The organism is Paenibacillus massiliensis 2301065 = DSM 16942 (genome assembly GCF_000377505.1).
Lineage (GTDB): Bacteria > Bacillota > Bacilli > Paenibacillales > Paenibacillaceae > Paenibacillus > Paenibacillus massiliensis.
The window spans coordinates 14,236-31,726 of the sequence record NZ_KB898191.1 but is presented as its reverse complement, the minus strand read 5'-3'; the positions used below and the strand labels follow the sequence as shown (position 1 = coordinate 31,726).

The following is a 17,491-nucleotide window of genomic DNA, read 5'->3' as shown; positions in this document are numbered from 1 at the left end:
CAGGGACGAAAGAACGACAGGAATAACTGGAATGGCAAGAATCACAAGAATCACAGAAGGATAACATTATAGAAATATGACGATATAGAATAGAATGAAATAGCATAGTATTAAAATGCATAAAATGATAGATTAAGCACCTCAGCTATAGCACTGTAGCCAGAGTACCGTAATACAAGATAACGTTAGCATGAGAGTATGATCGAACGCCGCCTTTCTCCCCCTGGGAAGGAACGGTGTTTTTTTGCCTTGATTCAAGGCGGTGTACAGTGCTGTTATAATAGATAGAGTATCAAGTACAGATGCGGTAGGTCAGCTAGATAACCGGGAGTGGATAGAGATGCAATTACGTAGAGTGAAAATATTGGGTACGGGGAAATACCTCCCTAGTCGCAACGTAACGGATGAAGAGCTGGATGAGCGCCTTGGTGTGCCTGCTGGCTGGGTAAATACAATTACAGGCGTCGGTGTTCGGCATTATGTGGGCGAAGGAGAGACCGCTTCTTATATGGGAGCCAGAGCGGCGGAGGCTGCCCTTGTGAATGCAGGGCTCCAGTTCTCAGATATCGACTGTCTGGTGTGTACGAGCGGTACGAAGGAGCAGCCGTTACCCTCCACTGCGGTATGGATTCAGAAAGCGATGGGGCAGGAGATGTCAGGGGTTCCTGCTTTTGATATAGATGCTACGTGTCTGAGTTTTCTGACAGGATTGGATGTGCTGTCTTACATGGTCGATGCGGGGCGTTATCGGCATGTGCTACTCGTAGCGACAGAGGTTGCCTCGGTTGGCCTGAACTGGAAGGACAAGGAGAGCGCTGCTTTGTTCGGCGATGGAGCTGCAGCCGTTGTGATCGGACCGTCCCATACGAATGATGCGTCGCAGATTATCCACACCTCGCTGCGCACCTATAGTCAAGGGGCTCATTATTCGGAAATACCAGGTGGAGGAACGAAGTATCATCCTGATCTGCCGCATATTCCTGTCGAAGAGCCGTTCAGATTCCATATGGACGGGCAAGGAATATTCCGTATGGCTTCCAGACTGCTGCCTGAATTCATGGAAGAGCTGTTCACTCGTTCAGGAACGAGGATGAAGGACTTCAAGGTGGTCATTCCCCATCAGGGAAGTGCGATGGCGATGCGTCTGCTGTGCAGGAAGCTGGGGATCTCGCAGGAGCAGCTAATGAACATTACGCCGAACCATGGGAACACGATAGCTTCCTCCATTCCCATGGGGCTGCATGAAGCCATCCAGCAAGGACGTATTCAGCGCGGGGAGCGGATGCTGCTACTCGGTACGGCGGCTGGGCTGTCGCTGGGAGGCATGGTTCTTGATTATTAAGGAGGCTGCAGCTCTACCGCCGCTTGCAAGGCCGCTGAACATACTCATCACTGGTGGCAGAGCACCTGTCGCGCTGGAGCTGGCTAGACAGCTTCATTATGCGGGTCATCAGGTGTATGCGGCGGACAGCATATCACGTTATTTGTGCCGAGCCTCCAGTGCAGTGAAGGAGGCAGCTGTCTTGCCGCCGCCACGACAACAGCCACAGGCTTTTGTGGAAGCGCTGGAAAGCTTGCTTGTACGCTGGCAGATTGATCTGCTGATTCCGACCTGTGAGGAAATATTTCACATTGCTCGCGAACGGGAGCGGCTGCAGCGCCACTGCCGAGTGTTGGCACCAGAGCTGGACATACTGCACCAGCTGCATCATAAGGGAGAATTCATCCGCTTAGCAGAGCAGCTCGGGCTTCAGGTGCCGCATACGGAGGTTATTACGAGCGAGGAAGCATGGCGAAGTGCGGAAGCGCTTGGCATAGGATCAGGACTTGTGTACAAGCCGGCTTATTCCAGGTTCGCGTCACGGGTTATTTTGCCGTCTTCTGCTGGAGCGCCGCGGAAGAGACAATCTGCCGATCGAGCACTGCGCGAAGCAGCATGGGCACAAATAAGTCCATTCAATCCATGGATTGCTCAGGAGTACATACAGGGAACAGCCTGGTGTACATACAGTGTAGCTTATGAGGGGAGCATCGTGGCCCACGCCAATTATGAATGCCGCTATCGCACAGGCGATGCAGGTGCCAGCGTGCATTTCCAGCAGGCAGATCAGCCAGAGGCATATGCATGGGTACAGCAGTTCGTCGCGGCTGTTGGCTATTCGGGTCAGATCAGCTTTGATTTCATACAAGCAGAGGATGGGACACTATATCCGCTGGAGTGCAATCCACGCGCCACGAGCGGCACTCATCTGTTCACAGCGAAGGGCGAATTAGCTGTTGCATTAACAGACCCGCACTCGCTGCTGGAGGCCGGGCGCACCGTGACACCAACTTCGGGGGCTGCAGCAATGATCAGCCTGGCCATGCTGGGATGTGGGCTCAAGGAGAATCGGAGCAGACAGGATTGGCGCACATGGATGATAGCGCTGCGCGGAGCACGCGACGTCATCTGGCACCGAGAAGACAGGGGGCCTGCTGTCGAGCAGCTGTACATGGTACATCAAGCCTGGCGCCTGAGCAGACGGCTGGGTATCACAGTGACCGAGGCGTTGACTCAGGATATCGAATGGAACGGAGAGACATGATGACAAGAGCATTAGTAACAGGGGCCACCGGATTTCTCGGCCGCCATGCCGCCCGGCGCCTGGTTCAGCTGGGCTGGGAGGTCAGTGGTATGGGGCGGTCGAGCACTGCTGGCAATCTACTCGAGCAGGAAGGCGTCCGGTTCGTACAGACAGATCTGCGTGATGCTGTTGGCGTTGCACAGGCGTGTGCAGGGCAGGATTATGTATTTCATTGCGGTGCATTATCAGCTCCATGGGGGGCTTACGATGAGTTCTATGGCAGCAATGTAGAAGGAACTCGTCATATCATTGCTGGTTGTCAGAGACACGGCACTAAGCGTCTCATACATATTTCAACCCCAAGCATTTATTTCGATTATAAGCCACGTCGCATGATTCGGGAATCCGAGCCGCTTCCCCTGCGTCCTGCCAATACCTACGCAGCTACGAAGCTGCTGGCAGAGCAAGAGGTGCTCCGGGCCTGCCAGGAGGGCTTACCTGCGTTGATTCTGCGTCCACGTGCCATCTTCGGACCAGAGGATCAGACCTTGTTCCCGAGGCTACTGGAAGCGAATCGGAAGAGTGGCGTACCGATGCTGAATGGTGGACAGGCCATGATTGATCTTACTTATGTGGACAATGTAGTGGACGCCATGCTGCTTGGATGCAGCGCTGCACCGGAAGCTATGGGCCAGGCCTATAACATCTCGAACGGAGAGCCGTTCGGCTTCCGTGAGCTGCTGCACAAGCTGTTCACTATGCTGGAGATTCCGTTGCGGACCCGCTCGATTCCCTATCCGGTCGCATACGGACTGGCTGGAGCACTGGAGCTCGCCTATCGTGTGCTGCCACTACAGGGGGAGCCGCCATTGACTCGATATACGGTCGGCTCGGTAGGGATGACGCAGACGCTGGATATATCACTTGCTCGGGAGCGGCTGGGCTACGTCCCCAGCGTGGGAATCGAAGAAGGGCTGACACGCTTTGCTGATTGGTGGGTGAAGCCATCATGATGACAACGATGCCAATCAAGCTCATGCTCCGGGCGGCAGGCTATTGTGCACATCCTGAATGGCTGACGCTGCGCGGCGGGTCACTTCGTTCGGTGGCTTTTCCCGCTGGCTTCGCCTGCATTCTTCATCCTGAGCACGGTCCTGTGCTATTCGATACGGGCTATAGTCAGCGCTTTTTCGAGGAGACGGCTCACCTGCCGAGCGCACTGTATCGGTACATTACGCCAGTAGTTTATCAGGATAAGGATAGTGCCGCCAGCCAGCTAGGGGCAGCGGGCATCGCGCCAGATGATGTGAGATATATTGTTCTGTCTCATTTTCACGGGGACCATATCGGGGGCCTTCGGGATTTTCCCAATGCACGCTACATTTACTTGGATAAAGCATATCGTGCCGTCAAGCATCTAGGGCCGCTAGCGAGTGTGCGGGCAGGCTTTCTGCCAGGGCTGCTGCCTGAGGATTTTGCAGAGCGCTCACTGCCGATCCGGGAGAAGGACATCGTACAGCCGTTCAATGCAGGGAAGGATTCTGCCTTTCCTTGTACAGAAGGTTATGATCTATTCGGCGACGGCAGTCTGCTGGCCATTGAGCTGTCTGGTCATGCTGCTGGGATGATCGGCCTATTCGTATCCACGGCAACAGAGGATTACCTGCTGTGTGCGGATGCAGTCTGGTCAAGCCGGGCTTATCTTGAGGATCGCCTCCCACATCCGGCTGCTGGCCTCATCATGTCTGATCGACAACAATACAAGCAGAGTTATGACCTGCTGCGGCAGCTGCATAAGGAGGTTCCGACACTGCGTATTGTGCCAAGTCACTGTCGTGAAGCACTTGCAGCATGGGGAAAAGGGGTGCTGGAGTGAAGCTGCATCTGGTCTTGTATTATTATATTCGTACTTTGTATTATCAGTGGCGCTTCCGGCAGTCTCTGTCCCAGCAACGCCATGCTGCATCACAATCAGTGGATATACGTAGACAAAGTGCTCGCCGTAAGCTTGAAGCGTGGCAGGAGAGACAGATTATCCGTCATGTGCATCGTGTGCGGCAGGCCTCGTCTTTTTATCGCAAGCTATGGGAAGGGACAGCTTCTGAAGATTGGCGCAGCTTCCCCATAATCGACAAGCAAAACATGATGGAGCACTTTGACGAGCTGAACACCGTTGGTCTCAGCCGTGATCAAGCCTTCGAGATGGCCTCCCAGGCGGAGCAGACACGTGATTTCAAGCCGCTGCTGAATGGCATAACGGTCGGTCTGTCGTCTGGTACCTCAGGCAATCGTGGTCTATTCATCGTGAGCGATCGCGAGCAGGCAGCCTGGAGTGGAACGGTGCTGGCCAAGCTACTTCCGGGAAGTCTGCTGCAGGAAGAGAAGATTGCTTTCTTCCTCCGGGCCAACAGCAACCTATATGAGTCGGTGAAGCGGGGGCGGCTGCAGTTCGAATACTTCGATCTGCTGGAGCCACTGGAGAGGCTGGTGCAGCGGATGGAGGCATATCGACCAGGGATCTGGATTGCTCCTGCATCCATGCTACGTCTTCTGGCTGAGGCCTGCGTGGCAGGCAGTCTCACAGCCCGTCCTCACAAGCTGATCTCTGTAGCAGAAGTGCTCGACCCACTGGATCGCCACTACATCGAGGAAGCCTTCGGACAGACGGTGCACCAGGCATACCAATGTACGGAAGGGTTCCTTGGGACAACCTGTGAGCAGGGCACGATTCATTTGAATGAAGATCTTGTTCATATCGAAAAAGAATACCTTGACCCGGATACGCGCCGCTTTGTGCCGATTATTACGGATTTCTCGCGTACATCCCAGCCCATTGTTCGCTATCGTCTGAACGATATTCTGACAGAGGCGGCAGCTCCCTGTTCTTGCGGCTCGGTATTCACCGCCATTGAGCGGATTGAAGGCCGCTGTGATGATATTATCTATCTGCCGCATGTGGAGCACCGTGAGCCAGCTGCCGTGTTCCCTGATTTTATCAGCCGTGCAGTGATCGCAGCATCCCCGAACATTGAGCACTATCGTGTCGTGCAGACGGGACCGCTTCAGCTGGAGATATCCTTTTTATACGCAGATTCCTCTGCCACTATGGGGCAAGTGCTTCAAGAAAATGAGGAACTACAAAATAATGAGGAGCTACAAAATGTAGGTCATCAGAAGGATGTGACGTCACAGAATGATATGGAGCTTCAGAATGGTATGGACCTACAGAATGATGGGCAGGTACAAAATGGTGGGCAGTTACAGAGCGGTGTTCTTTCACAAGAGCGAGCCATGGTGCAGAATCAGATTGCTGAACAAATTACAGCCCTGTGCGGGAAAATTGGTTGTCTGGTGCCTGAGCTTCGTTTCGTCACCTATGAGCACAATTCGGGAGCGCTGAAGCTAAGACGGGTAGAGAGGAGATGGAGATCATGAGCAATAGCGCATCAATCGTCTTCTACGATGAATCGAATATTCAGGACCTGAGCTGGCCAGAGACAGCGTATGGGCACGATGCCAAAACCTATCTCCTGCCGCTACTGCTCGCCCCGTCAATCCAGCTGTATGTTCACAATGTGCGCACTCGTCTGCTTGTGGCTACGGTAGACGGTATTCCCATCCCACTGACTATCAACGAGATGGAGTATGACAATTCCTATGTCTGCTCGCCATACACTCATTTTGTGACCTATGCGCGAGAAGAGCTTGCTTTGCTCCATAATCGGCCTGCTGAGGCTATTTTGGGCAGCTTGCTTAGTGGCAACGGTCTGCTGCTGCGGAAGGCTCACTTCAATCAGGTGGTACAGGTGAATAACTGGCTGCTATCTACGAACGTGTTTCCCGCCATCAGCCCCGCAGGGCTGGAAGCACTCATAACTGAACTGCAGAGACGTTATCCAGAACATGCTATCGTGTGCCGATCGTTGAATGACGTTACAAGTGGCACTTTTTTGGAGACCGTACGCAAGTATGGGTGCAAGCTCATCCCCAGCCGTCAGATTTATCTGCTGCAAGCAGCCTCGAAGCCAGCAGGCCTATCCATAAATGCGAAGGCCAGATGGCTTGTGAAGCGAGATCGTGGACTTATCGACAAGCATGGCTACACTGTCGCAGGGCCGCAGGACATGCGCCTTGCGGATGCGCCCCGTATTAAGGAATTGTACGACATGCTGTACATTCATAAATATTCGCCATGTAACCCGCAGTTCACGGAGCTGTACATCCAGACGGCTATCCAATCAGGGACACTGGAGCTGCATGGGCTGCGCAAGGATGGCCGTCTGGACGCCATTCTTGGCTTTTTTGTCAGAGATGGGATCATGACTGCGCCGCTCTTTGGCTATGATACGGAGCTGCCGCAGCAGACGGGACTGTATCGAATGCTGTCTGCAGTGCTGATCGGAATTGCGGACGAGAGGGGATTGCTGCTACATGAGAGCTCTGGTGTCGGACAGTTCAAGCGTAATCGCGGAGCTGTAGCCGAGCTGGAGGTCATGGCCGTCTATGACAAGCATCTGCCTCTTGGTACTCGGATGTGCTGGTCCATGCTGGAGAAGCTGCTCTATCGGATCGGAGTGCCGATCATTCAGCGCCTGAAGCTATGACCTTGAGCGAGTGTACGCCGAGTGCCTGCACAGCATCTAAACCATAATGCGATTGAATACTAAGACTATTGGAGGGTCAAGAGGGCTTGGCGAGACCAAGGTATTTCATAGACAGGCAACAGCAGGCAATCTATGATGGCGACGCGATCATCTCCCGAGCTGGAAGGCAGCTTGCGAGCTTGGAAGAGCTTGAGCGCATGTTGCAACAGGAAGAGGCTCAGGACATATTCATCTGCAGTTATCAGACGAGTGATGTCGCACAGCTGGAGCATACGCCTTTTCAAGAGGTTACTTCGAAGTGGGATGCAGCCTATAGGCATCATATCTGCTTGTCCGATGAGGCTGATCTGACGGAGTTCCCGAGCGGCTACTGTTACTTTGCCGAGCTGTGGGAGCGTGACGCTGGAGGCATCATCGTGGTGCTGTATTATTGCCACTAGAGTGGCAGCGTTCATCAAGGAGGATGAGGTAATTGGATTCACAAATGAGCTCGGGCGCACCTAAGCATAGGCCAGTCGCCTTGATTACAGGTACGTCCAGTGGCTTTGGGCTGCTGACTGCCGTCAGGTTGGCCAGTATTGGCTACCAGGTAGCTGCGACGATGCGAAATACGGCTAGAGCGGGGGAACTGATGGCTCTGGCACGGGAAAAAGGAGTTGCCGATCGAATACATCTTCTTCCATTGGATGTGACCGATAGCGAATCCATTCAGCAGGCAGTAGCCGAGGTGCTTGGACGCTTTGGACAGATTGATGTGCTGGTAAATAATGCAGGCTTCGCCTTGGGCGGCTATGTGGAGGAACTGACGCTCACCGATTGGCGTGAGCAGATGGAGACGAATTTTTTCGGGCTTGTAGCGATGACAAGAGAGGTACTGCCTCATATGAGACGGCGTGGCAGCGGCTCCATCATCAATGTCAGCAGTGTGAGCGGACTGGTGGGATTCCCAGGTTACGGGCCCTATGCAGCCTCCAAGTTCGCCGTCGAGGGATATAGCGAAAGTCTCCGTCATGAGATGGCACCTTACGGGGTGAAGGTCGTCATCGTGGAGCCTGGGGCATTCCGCACGGCGATCTGGAACAAGGGGCTGGGACGAATCCGCATGGCCCAAGACTCACCTTACCGGGACAGGTTAAATGCCGTGCTGAGCTACTCCAGACAAGCTGCGAAGACAGCGCCTGATCCACAGCAAGTGGCGGACCTAATTGCACGGATTGTCTCCAAACGTTCCCCTCGTCTTCGTTATGCGGTGGGCCAAGGAGCCGGGTTGATGTGCTGGGCAAAAGCTATTTTACCTTGGAAGTGGCTGGAGCTGATCATTGCGAGAGCGTTACGTTAAGGTATCTTCGTACTATGTCGTATGATCTTGGCGACATGCAGGGATTCGCTTACGAGGATATGTACCCATAGCTATGCCATTCGACAGCCCCAGTTGCAGAACAAGAGGTAGCAACTCAGTGCATTACAGCTCCCACCAGACGGCTGTTGGGGCGTAGCGGGCCACAATGTGCTCCAGCTGTAGCTTGAGCTCGCGGGCTTGCTTGCCTCCAGTATGGAAGAGCAGCAGAATGTATGCTTCTCCGGCAGCGACGATGTCCAGCGGTGTGCTGGGGTGATCAACCTGTATATTCAAGACATGAGGCCACTCAGGATATTCATCATTCCATACGATCATCTCCCCGTGCTCGTAGGTTATTCGGTAGGCAGCATGAAATTCTGCTCTTAGCTCTTCATAGATCCGTTCAATTAGCTGCTCATGTTGATTGTTGTCTACAAGTTGATTGCTGTCTATAGTTGTGTCGGCTTCGACTTGTGGAAGCTTGATTCCATATTCCCAGCCCATAGGTTTACCTCCTTACAAAATGAGCCTGTTTAAAGTCGTGTGTTCACGCTCAGCTGTTCAGGCTCAGTATCCGTAACTCTATCCGCATCAGTAACTTTGGGACACAACGGCTCATTGGCTCATTTTTATATTGTAGTAGAGTGGCTGGCGATTGGAAAGGCTTGTGGACAGACGGTGACATCCTTGCTATAATCCTGTTGATAATGATACTCATTACCAATATAACTAGGCAGGAGAGAAGACTGTGCACGTGCATTCAATTCGAAAATGGGCCATGCTCATGTTAACATTTATGCTCGTTGGTGTGTTGGCCGCATGCAGCAATGCAGCTACATCTTCATCAACAGGCTCAAGCGATACTAGCGGAACAGCAAGCGGAAGCGAGAGTGGCCAATCCGAGACGATTACTTATCAGGCCTCGAACGGAGAGGTTCAGCTTCCCCGCAATCCCCAGCGAGTGGTAGAGGTAGCGGATAGCTATGTTGGACATCTACTGGTGCTGGGCATCAAGCCCATCGGCGTGAAGCAGCAGGCGCTGGAGAATCCATATTTTGAAGGAAAGCTGGACGGCGTTGCCGACCTGGGGGACGGACAGTCCTTCGAGAAGATTCTGGAGCTACAGCCGGATCTGATCATTGCGCCGGGCTGGCTTGACGCAGCAGTGATTGAGAACTATTCGAAGATTGCCCCAACTGTGGCGATCAAGTATGGCGAGCTGCCATTGCGTGAGCAACTGCGTGAATTCGGTAAAATCACGGGCAAGGAAGCCGAGGCTGAAGCTTGGATCACGTCCTGGGACAAGAAGATCGCTGAGGTGAAGCCAGAGGTGGAGGCTGCTGTCGGTGATAAGACGGTATCGATTCTCCAGCCTTATGCCAAGGGAATCTATGCCTTCGGCCATAACTTTGCCCGTGGCGGAGATATATTGTATGGTGAATTTCATCTGAAGGCACCCCCGCTGATTCAGAAGGAAGCCATTGATAGTGGTCAGGGCTGGGCGGATTTATCCATGGAGAAGCTGCCGGATTATGCAGGTGATTATATTTTCACCAACGCTTGGAGTGGTGATGATGCAGATCCATCAGCAGTGTATGAGAGCAGTGTGTGGAAGGGTCTCCCTGCCGTTCAGAATGGTATGGTGTTCACAACGAACCGCAAGGGAGATCTGTTCAACGATCCGGTGTCGCTGGAAGCCCAGCTTGAATTCATACTAGATTGCCTACTGGAGCGTAAATAGATACGCTGAGTTAAGTAACTCTGCTTTTGTGGGAAGCATAACGATATGACCATTATTTAGTTGATACAGGCTGTTCAAAGACAAGACCGTTCTTGCGTAGAGCGGTCTTTTTTTCCACATTCTATGTGGAAGTTCTACGGGCCTAGCTGCTTGGCTAAGGCGGTGGTGAGCGATTCTTTTCGTAGACCGAATAATGGACCATTCTGTGATATGTTATAATAAATCCATCTGAAAAGCGGAGGAGCTATTATGACAATAGGATCACAAAAAGATATTGATGGTCTGAAGGAAATAGGCAGAATCGTTGCACTGACGATTCATGAAATGAAAAATCACACACGTCCCGGAATTACGACAAAGGAATTAGATGATATTGGGGGGCAGTTCATGGAGAAGCATGGGGCCGTACCAGCTCCCAAGTCAACCTATAATTTCCCTGGCAACACTTGTATTAGTGTTAACCGTGAGGTTGCCCACGGAATACCAGGAAATCGAATCATTCAACCGGGGGACTTAGTCAATATTGATGTCTCAGCGGAACTGGGAGGCTATTATGCGGATGCGGGCCATTCTTTTCCGATCGCTCCATACAACCCGACATTAATGCGTTTGTGTCAATACACACACGATACGATGATGAAGGTCATCTCATCGCTCAAGCATGGAGTCAAATTGAACGAGATCGGCAGAATTATTGAAAGTGAAGCTAAAAAAGGCGGCTACAACGTCATTAAGAATCTATGTAGCCACGGTGTAGGAAAATCTCTGCATGAAGCCCCAACAGAGATTTTACCTGTATATAACAAGCACGATAAAAGGACTTTGAAAGAAGGGATGGTCATTACCATTGAGCCCTTCTTATCAACTGGTGCAGGGTATGTGGATGAGCAACCGGACGGATGGACATTATGTGTACCCGACAATAGCTTTGTGGCACAGCATGAGCACACGATTATCATTACAAAGAATCAGCCAATGATTGTGACCGCAGTATAGGGCGTCCGAATGAGCCCATGCTGCCCAGGTACGCAGGTTCAATAATACAGCGGCAGTCCAGGACGTAGCTATCTCGTTCTTGACGGTCGCTGTTTTGATTTTCTGGGCACATTTCCATATTTTATCGTCTATAGGCAATCAGCAGATGGTACACTTGGAGCATGACAGGAAAAGGAGTGGAGCTGATGAAGCATCGAATCACAAGCTTTCCACGGTTAATGTACATCATGCCGCCCATACTGCCCATGAGGATCATCAAGTCCATAAAACAGTCCATGAAGCCTACGAAGCCCAGTATGACCATGATGACCAAACCTACAAGGCCCATGAAACCTATAAAGTCGTTCAAATATACCGCGTGCATCGTATGGGGCTTGCTGGTCTTGAGCTTACTGGCGGGCTGCACTGCTGATGGGCCGCAAGCTGAGCGACATCGTGGGAACGCCACCATGACCAAGGCGGAGCTGCAGGAGGCAGAGCATTATGTGCAACAGCAAGGCTATACAGTTGTTGATTACGAAGAAATTGGTTATGAGTATACGCTGGAACGCCCCATGCTTACCGAGCTTCCCTACGTGCAGTATTGGAGCACACTGAAGGTGGAGCCCCTAGATTATATCGGTCAAAAGATTCGCACAGTCGTGTTCACGGTCACCAATCATCCACTGGATGAGATGAAGGGCAATAGCAGACATCAGACATTCGTCTCTATTATGCTGTCGGAGGGTAAGGTAATCGGCGGGTACAGCTGGCCAGATTATGATGAACCACATGTCGGCTCTGTATATAGTCTTCAGGGCGAGACGTTGGAAGAGGTGACGGATATGACATTTGCTGAATGGACGAAGGACTGGAACCTGAAGTATAAGTAGGCTTGATATTTTTTCGGAAAAGGGGCTGCTACTCATGAATGGAAAGGTTGTCTTGGCTGGCGGTACAGGCTTCATTGGACAGTATTTTGCACAGCGATGGCAAGAGCAGGGATATACCGTGAAGATCATCTCCCGGCAGGAAGGACATATTTCCTGGGATGACACAAATGGAATAGTTGCTGCGCTAGAGGGAGCAGAGCTACTGGTAAATCTGGCGGGCAGATCGGTGAACTGCCGCTATAATGAGCGTAACAAGGCAGAAATCCTCAATTCTCGGACAACGACGACAGAGAAGCTTGGCGCTGCGATCGCAGGCTGTGAGAAGCTGCCGCCTGTATGGATCAATTCGAGCACGGCTACAATCTATCGACATGCAGAGGATCGGCCTATGACGGAGGAGCATGGGGAGCTGGGCAGCGGCTTCTCTGTGGAGGTAGCCAAGGCATGGGAGCATGCCTTCTTCTCATGCGATTGTCCTGATACACGACAGATTGCACTACGAATCTCGATTGTGCTGGGCCCAGACGGTGGTGTGATGGGACCTTATCGGAATTTGGTGAAATGGGGCCTGGGAGGTCCACAAGGCTCGGGTAAGCAGATGTTCAGCTGGATTCATGTGGAGGATCTGTATCGGATTGTCCGGTTCCTGCAAGATCATGAGCAATTGGATGGAGTATTCAATTGTGCTTCTCCGCAGCCTGTCTCCAACACACAATTGATGAGAGAATTACGCTCTGGACTGGGGGCACCCATCGGATTGCCGGCTCCTGCCTGGCTTCTGGAAATGGGGGCTGGTCTGATTGGTACTGAGACAGAGCTGATTCTCAAGAGCCGTTGGGTTATTCCTGAGCGATTGGAGCGAGCAGGGTTTGCATTCACATATCCCACGCTGAAGCAGACCTTGAAGGACATCCTGTAAGAGCAGCCTACGATACTGTGAGTGAAGTATAACGATATCCGCCTGATACGTATTGGCATGACAATACAGCAAGAGTATAGTAAAGGATAGAGCAAGAATGGAAGCAAGAATTGGATACAGGTACAGGTGCAAGTACAAGTACAGGTGCAAGTACAGATACAAGGATACAGATACAAGTACAGATACAGATACAGGTACAGGTACAGGTACAGGTACAAGGAGTAGGTATCTATAGGTATAGGTATAGGTGCAGGTGCAGGTGCAGGTGCAGGTGCAGTGTGTACTTGGATTTGTCCTGCCTGGTTGGGAGATGAGGAATTGATATTGGTAAGTGCTTGTCTGGCGGGGCACAAGGTACGGTATAACGGTTCAGATTGTCTGGAGGATCAGCTGGAACGATTGGTGCAGACTGGACAGGCCGTTACGGTCTGTCCTGAGTTACTGGGCGGCTTTACGACACCGAGGCCTCCGGCTGAGATCGTTGGGGGCAGCGGTCTGGATGTGCTGAATGGCACAGCGAAGGTAATGGACAAGACTGGAGCAGATGTGAGCGAGATGTACATTCAAGGGGCCATGAGGACGTTGGAGATAGCCAGAGAGCTTGGAGTCAAGCTGGTGGTGCTTAAGGAGTATAGTCCCTCTTGTGGCACGAAGCAGATCTATAACGGACAGTTCAGCAACGAGCGGATTGCCGGCAGCGGCGTAACAGCAGCCTTGCTTATTAAGGAAGGAATAGAGGTCATGTCGGAGACGGCGTGGCTGGAATTGGAGGAAGTATGAGAGAACCTGTATTTTACGGCGCAGTTCATATCTTGTTCTACCGTGCGCCTGATGAAGTATTGTTATTGTTAAGACAAAATACTGGCTTCGCAGATGGAAGCTGGAGTGTGGTAGCAGGCCGGATTGACGGTGGTGAAGAGGTCAAGACCGCTGCCATTCGGGAGGCTAGAGAAGAAGCAGGTGTACATATAGAACCAGAGGAGCTAGAGCTTGTGGGCGTTTACCATCGTAAAAACACACGCAGTGAGTGGATCGACTTTTACCTGATTGCCCACAGCTGGAGTGGAGAGATTGTGAACTGCGAGCCGCATAAGTGTGGGGAGCTACGCTGGTTCCGACTGAGCGAGCTGCCGGAGAACACGGTTCCGTACATTCGTAATGCTCTGCTCAAGAATCATGAGCAGTTGTGGTTCGAAAGCGTAGGCTGGAGCTAGACGGCTCGAATTTGAAAAGTCAGGAAATGAAGAGGGTAGACTGGAACTAGGGTGAAAGTCAGCATAGCAGCCTATAGGCTTGAGTAAAATGTGAACATAAGTAACAGAGCCGCTCGTGGTCAATATGAGCGGCTCTGTTACGATCTACGCTATATTAGTCGCGTATACTGTCCTGGTGCATCCTTTCCTGTTACTGTCCATACTGCTACTTTATTTCGAACTACCCTTATTAATGTAGGAGCTTGTGCTGTGTCTCATGATGTGGCTCCTTCACGATCTAATTGATGATTACAATTAGTTAATAGCTACATTAGTTTATAGTCACAACTAGTTGGTAGTCACAATGATCGCGTTGCTAATCTGACGACCTGGTGTCGTGAGGTACTTACCGTTGTAATACAGGCCACTGGATGCTCCGCCATCCAGGTTCATCGCTTGGTAAGCACCCGCTTGCTTCATAATCTCTGCGAGCTGCGGAATAGTGGCTCCCCCGGTTGTCAACAGAATAAGCTTGTGATCCTTGGTAATACCCAGCGCGCTTCTGGCTCCACCGCCTGTCAGTATTTTCGGGTCCTTGAAGCCCTCTTTCGTGACATCAATGGATACTTTACCATTGGTTACAAGACGGGGGCCCGCCTGCAGGGCGCCTTCCATGGTTCCTTGCTTGAAGCGCTCGCCCAATTCCAGACCAGGAATCAGCTCAGCCAAGTGGTTCTTATCGTACATGAAGATCGTTCTTCGGTCTCCGGAGCTTGCCTTCAGCACCTCGCCACCGCTAACAATATAGCCGTACGGGGTCTTGAAGGAGCTAGTGGTGTAGGCATCGAAAAAGGTACCGTTAATTGCTACCACAGCTTGATTAGCTTTGGCAATCTGCTTGAGGTCCTGTACCTTGCCGACCGTATTCCCTGCCAGAGCTACATCGAGCTGAACCTTCGGATGGAGCAGTGATACCGTGACGATCTGAGTCGAGAAGCTGCGTGAGCCAACCTTGAAGGTTCGTGCGGAGCTCTCGACAGGCTTGGAGGAAGACAGCGCACTCGTACCTTTGATGAACGGCAGCGTAGTCTTGTGCTCGCCGGATTGAATGCGGACAGAGGAAGCATCCTGATTCCACGTAATAGCAAGTCCTAGCTGCTCCTTCATGAGCTGTATAGGTACGTATGTGTTCCCCTGCTCGGTGAACGGGGCACTTGGCAGCTCTACACGCTCCTGATTCACTAGGGCTGTCTTACTTCCTGTCGTAAGGATTATTTCTTTGTCTCCCTTGGTGATATGGATCTGCTTACTGGAAGCATCGTAGCTCATACTCATTCCATCGAACCCGTTCAAGAGCCGAATCGGAAGGTAGGAGCGGTTCATATCATCCATAATGACAACCATTTTGGGTGGGGCGGCTGCGTAAAGTGGAGTGGCTGCCAAGCTTAGTACAAGTACGGTAGCGGTCAGTATGCGTAAGGGTAGTGAGAGGGCTAGGCGGCTTGTTTTTCGTATTGGCCCATTCTGAGTTGTTGTGGCATCCAGCTGTGGCCATGGTCCCTCCACTTGGGCAGGCTCCGCTGATTTGTTCAGGTGTAGGGAAGGCTTCGAGTGCTGGAATATTCCCAGGTGTTTTAGTCGTTCTAGTCGCTTGCGTTGCTTCAAAAAGTGCTGCATCATTCCAAAAGTCCCCTTTTATGTAGTAAAGATCTCTATTTAATATCGGGTAAGAGTGACCAGAATTGAATGTTAGCGAAAGGGAGAGATTCATATGTACATCGCATCAGACATCACACAAGCCGTGTCCCAAGAGTGGCTGCAAGCATGGGAAGCGGAGCAGGGACTGAGACTGCCTGACTCGTATAGCCAATTTATACAGACCTTCGGTCCAGGTACCTATCGCGGGCTGCTTCAGGTGGAGCTACCGGATGAGGACAGACTGCGAGAATTCGCGGATTATGAGCTGTGGGAGCATCCTGCGGAGGGGCCGATCACTCGTGAGCAGATTCGGGACTGCTGTGTGCTGGCCAGTACGATTGATGGTGACTTCATTGCTGTGAGTCGCCATGTGGAAGGGCTGCTGTGGTTCCCTCGTCATGCGGATGAGATCTGTGTGCTGTCTGTAATGGAGGGAGATTTCACCCAGTCCATGGATCACTGGCTCGAAGCGTTCTATCCACAGGCTGACCCGGAGCGGTACTATGAGCCTTGGCAGGAGCAGGGCCAGCATGAGTTCTATCTGATGGATGCAGATAAGGGGTCCTTGAAGAGCTTGGCCGAGACACTGAGAGCTACCTTTGCACCAGAGCTGTGTGTGGAAAATGAATACACCTGCAAGCTCTTCTACCGCGCTATAGGGGGCTATGTCAGATTCAACTATGCCTACGGGCGTGAGGTAGCTGTAAGCTATGCGCTCCCGGGAGAGCTGCTCTCGAACATAACGAGCATGGTGGTGGAGCACGGGGGAGAGCGTGCCTCGGAGTAGCTGTTAATAGAAGTAAATGATACAGCAGTAGCTTGTTTACACAAGCTAATCTGGGGCGAGCTATGACAAAAAAGGAAGGTTCTAGACTATACCAAATCATGCTACGATGGGAAAGATTGCTGGACCTGACACTGGAATGAGGCCAAGAGATTGCAGAGAGGAGGCTGCCGAATGCCAGCAGGGGTGTTGAATACCAGAATATTTCACCTGTCGGTGTGGATCGCGCTGCTGACTGTATTTGTGTTCCCAGGTAAAATTCCTAGAGAGGGGGCCGCTCGTGCGGAATTCGGATTTCCCTTCACCTTTTTGACGGAATATCGGCTGCGCCCCAGTGATAGCGAATGGTTTATTCATAATTTGAGTATTAATTTGCTCAGTTATTTCCTGAATGTCATGATTATCTATGCCATCCTTCATGGCCTATGGTTACTGAAGCGTAAGTGGACGGAAGGAACGAGGGGCACGGATCATGAGTGCTAGGCCTTTCTTTTTTTGAAGGCGCTCTCGACAATCAGATCATTCATCTGTGGGATACAGCGTTGGTGATAACTGAAGCATTCGGGAGACATTCCCCGTATGAGGAGTAGGCTAGGAGGCCCGCTCCGTTTTTTCGTGCTATAGAACGTTTGTATATCAGGAGATTTTTGAATATACTTACATTGTTTGTATTAGGTCTTATTTTCCATAATAATGCTTCCTGCGTAATAAGGTTCTTGAAGATCGAGTGCATCAAGGGAGCAGAGCCGGCATCAAGTTCGAACTACCATCTCAAGTTATG

At 51.7% G+C, this 17,491-nt stretch carries 18 protein-coding genes; 16 read left to right on the top strand and 2 right to left on the bottom strand.

All coding sequences use genetic code 11. The annotated features are described in order from the left end of the window. Positions 1–340 precede the first annotated feature (340 nt). From D328_RS0114775 to D328_RS0114740, 8 genes are all read left to right on the top strand, one after another. Complete coding sequence (locus D328_RS0114775; RefSeq protein WP_018885795.1) at positions 341–1,342, top strand: beta-ketoacyl-ACP synthase III; 1,002 nt, start codon at positions 341–343, stop codon at positions 1,340–1,342. Further along, complete coding sequence (locus D328_RS0114770) at positions 1,332–2,585, top strand: ATP-grasp domain-containing protein (protein WP_018885794.1); 1,254 nt, start codon at positions 1,332–1,334, stop codon at positions 2,583–2,585. The genes D328_RS0114775 and D328_RS0114770 overlap by 11 nt, the downstream gene beginning before the upstream one ends. Further along, the gene (locus tag D328_RS0114765) at positions 2,585–3,577 is read left to right on the top strand and encodes an NAD-dependent epimerase/dehydratase family protein (protein ID WP_018885793.1); all 993 of its coding nucleotides are present in this window, start codon (positions 2,585–2,587) and stop codon (positions 3,575–3,577) included. Before D328_RS0114770 ends, D328_RS0114765 begins: the two co-directional genes overlap by 1 nt. Further along, positions 3,574–4,440 (top strand): MBL fold metallo-hydrolase, encoded by an 867-nt coding sequence (locus D328_RS0114760; protein WP_018885792.1) that lies wholly within the window; start codon positions 3,574–3,576, stop codon positions 4,438–4,440. Before D328_RS0114765 ends, D328_RS0114760 begins: the two co-directional genes overlap by 4 nt. Beyond that, positions 4,437–5,999: a F390 synthetase-related protein gene (locus tag D328_RS0114755; protein WP_018885791.1), complete on the top strand. Its 1,563-nt coding sequence runs from the start codon at positions 4,437–4,439 to the stop codon at positions 5,997–5,999. Before D328_RS0114760 ends, D328_RS0114755 begins: the two co-directional genes overlap by 4 nt. Beyond that, complete coding sequence (locus D328_RS0114750; RefSeq protein WP_018885790.1) at positions 5,996–7,168, top strand: GNAT family N-acetyltransferase; 1,173 nt, start codon at positions 5,996–5,998, stop codon at positions 7,166–7,168. The genes D328_RS0114755 and D328_RS0114750 overlap by 4 nt, the downstream gene beginning before the upstream one ends. Before the next feature lie 86 nt (positions 7,169–7,254). Further along, the gene (locus D328_RS0114745; RefSeq protein ID WP_018885789.1) at positions 7,255–7,608 is read left to right on the top strand and encodes a hypothetical protein; all 354 of its coding nucleotides are present in this window, start codon (positions 7,255–7,257) and stop codon (positions 7,606–7,608) included. A gap of 32 nt (positions 7,609–7,640) precedes the next feature. Next, positions 7,641–8,507 carry an SDR family oxidoreductase gene (locus D328_RS0114740; protein WP_018885788.1) on the top strand — a complete coding sequence of 289 codons (867 nt, stop codon included), beginning with the start codon at positions 7,641–7,643 and terminating at the stop codon, positions 8,505–8,507. 123 nt (positions 8,508–8,630) lie between these two features. Here D328_RS0114740 and D328_RS0114735 read toward each other — a convergent pair whose 3' ends face one another. Beyond that, positions 8,631–9,011, bottom strand: a complete 381-nt coding sequence (locus D328_RS0114735; RefSeq protein ID WP_018885787.1) for a hypothetical protein — start codon at positions 9,009–9,011, stop codon at positions 8,631–8,633. A gap of 244 nt (positions 9,012–9,255) precedes the next feature. Here D328_RS0114735 and D328_RS0114730 point away from each other — a divergent pair, with 244 nt between their 5' ends. The 6 genes from D328_RS0114730 to D328_RS0114700 all read left to right on the top strand — a co-directional run bounded on the left by D328_RS0114730 (position 9,256) and on the right by D328_RS0114700 (position 14,249). Next, entirely contained in the window at positions 9,256–10,248 is a 993-nt protein-coding gene (locus D328_RS0114730) for an iron-hydroxamate ABC transporter substrate-binding protein (RefSeq protein WP_018885786.1), read from the top strand. Between the two features lie 249 nt (positions 10,249–10,497). Continuing rightward, entirely contained in the window at positions 10,498–11,244 is a 747-nt protein-coding gene (map, locus tag D328_RS0114725) for a type I methionyl aminopeptidase (protein ID WP_018885785.1), read from the top strand. 185 nt (positions 11,245–11,429) lie between these two features. After that, entirely contained in the window at positions 11,430–12,116 is a 687-nt protein-coding gene (locus D328_RS30320) for a hypothetical protein (RefSeq protein WP_051091156.1), read from the top strand. Between the two features lie 34 nt (positions 12,117–12,150). Further along, entirely contained in the window at positions 12,151–13,035 is an 885-nt protein-coding gene (locus tag D328_RS0114710; RefSeq protein ID WP_018885782.1) for a TIGR01777 family oxidoreductase, read from the top strand. A gap of 318 nt (positions 13,036–13,353) precedes the next feature. Next, on the top strand, positions 13,354–13,815 hold the full coding sequence (locus D328_RS0114705; protein ID WP_018885781.1) for a DUF523 domain-containing protein: 462 nt from the start codon (positions 13,354–13,356) through the stop codon (positions 13,813–13,815). Then, a complete protein-coding gene (locus D328_RS0114700) occupies positions 13,812–14,249 on the top strand; it encodes an NUDIX hydrolase (RefSeq protein ID WP_018885780.1) in 438 nt (145 codons plus the stop codon). The genes D328_RS0114705 and D328_RS0114700 overlap by 4 nt, the downstream gene beginning before the upstream one ends. A gap of 327 nt (positions 14,250–14,576) precedes the next feature. Here the strand turns inward: D328_RS0114700 and D328_RS0114695 are convergent, their stop codons facing one another. Beyond that, positions 14,577–15,908: a phosphodiester glycosidase family protein gene (locus D328_RS0114695; protein WP_018885779.1), complete on the bottom strand. Its 1,332-nt coding sequence runs from the start codon at positions 15,906–15,908 to the stop codon at positions 14,577–14,579. A 91-nt stretch (positions 15,909–15,999) separates the two neighbouring features. Between D328_RS0114695 and D328_RS0114690 the strand changes: the two genes are divergently transcribed. Further along, on the top strand, positions 16,000–16,713 hold the full coding sequence (locus tag D328_RS0114690) for an SMI1/KNR4 family protein (protein ID WP_018885778.1): 714 nt from the start codon (positions 16,000–16,002) through the stop codon (positions 16,711–16,713). 171 nt (positions 16,714–16,884) lie between these two features. Next, positions 16,885–17,193, top strand: a complete 309-nt coding sequence (locus D328_RS0114685; RefSeq protein ID WP_018885777.1) for a hypothetical protein — start codon at positions 16,885–16,887, stop codon at positions 17,191–17,193. The last annotated feature ends 298 nt before the right edge of the window (positions 17,194–17,491 follow it).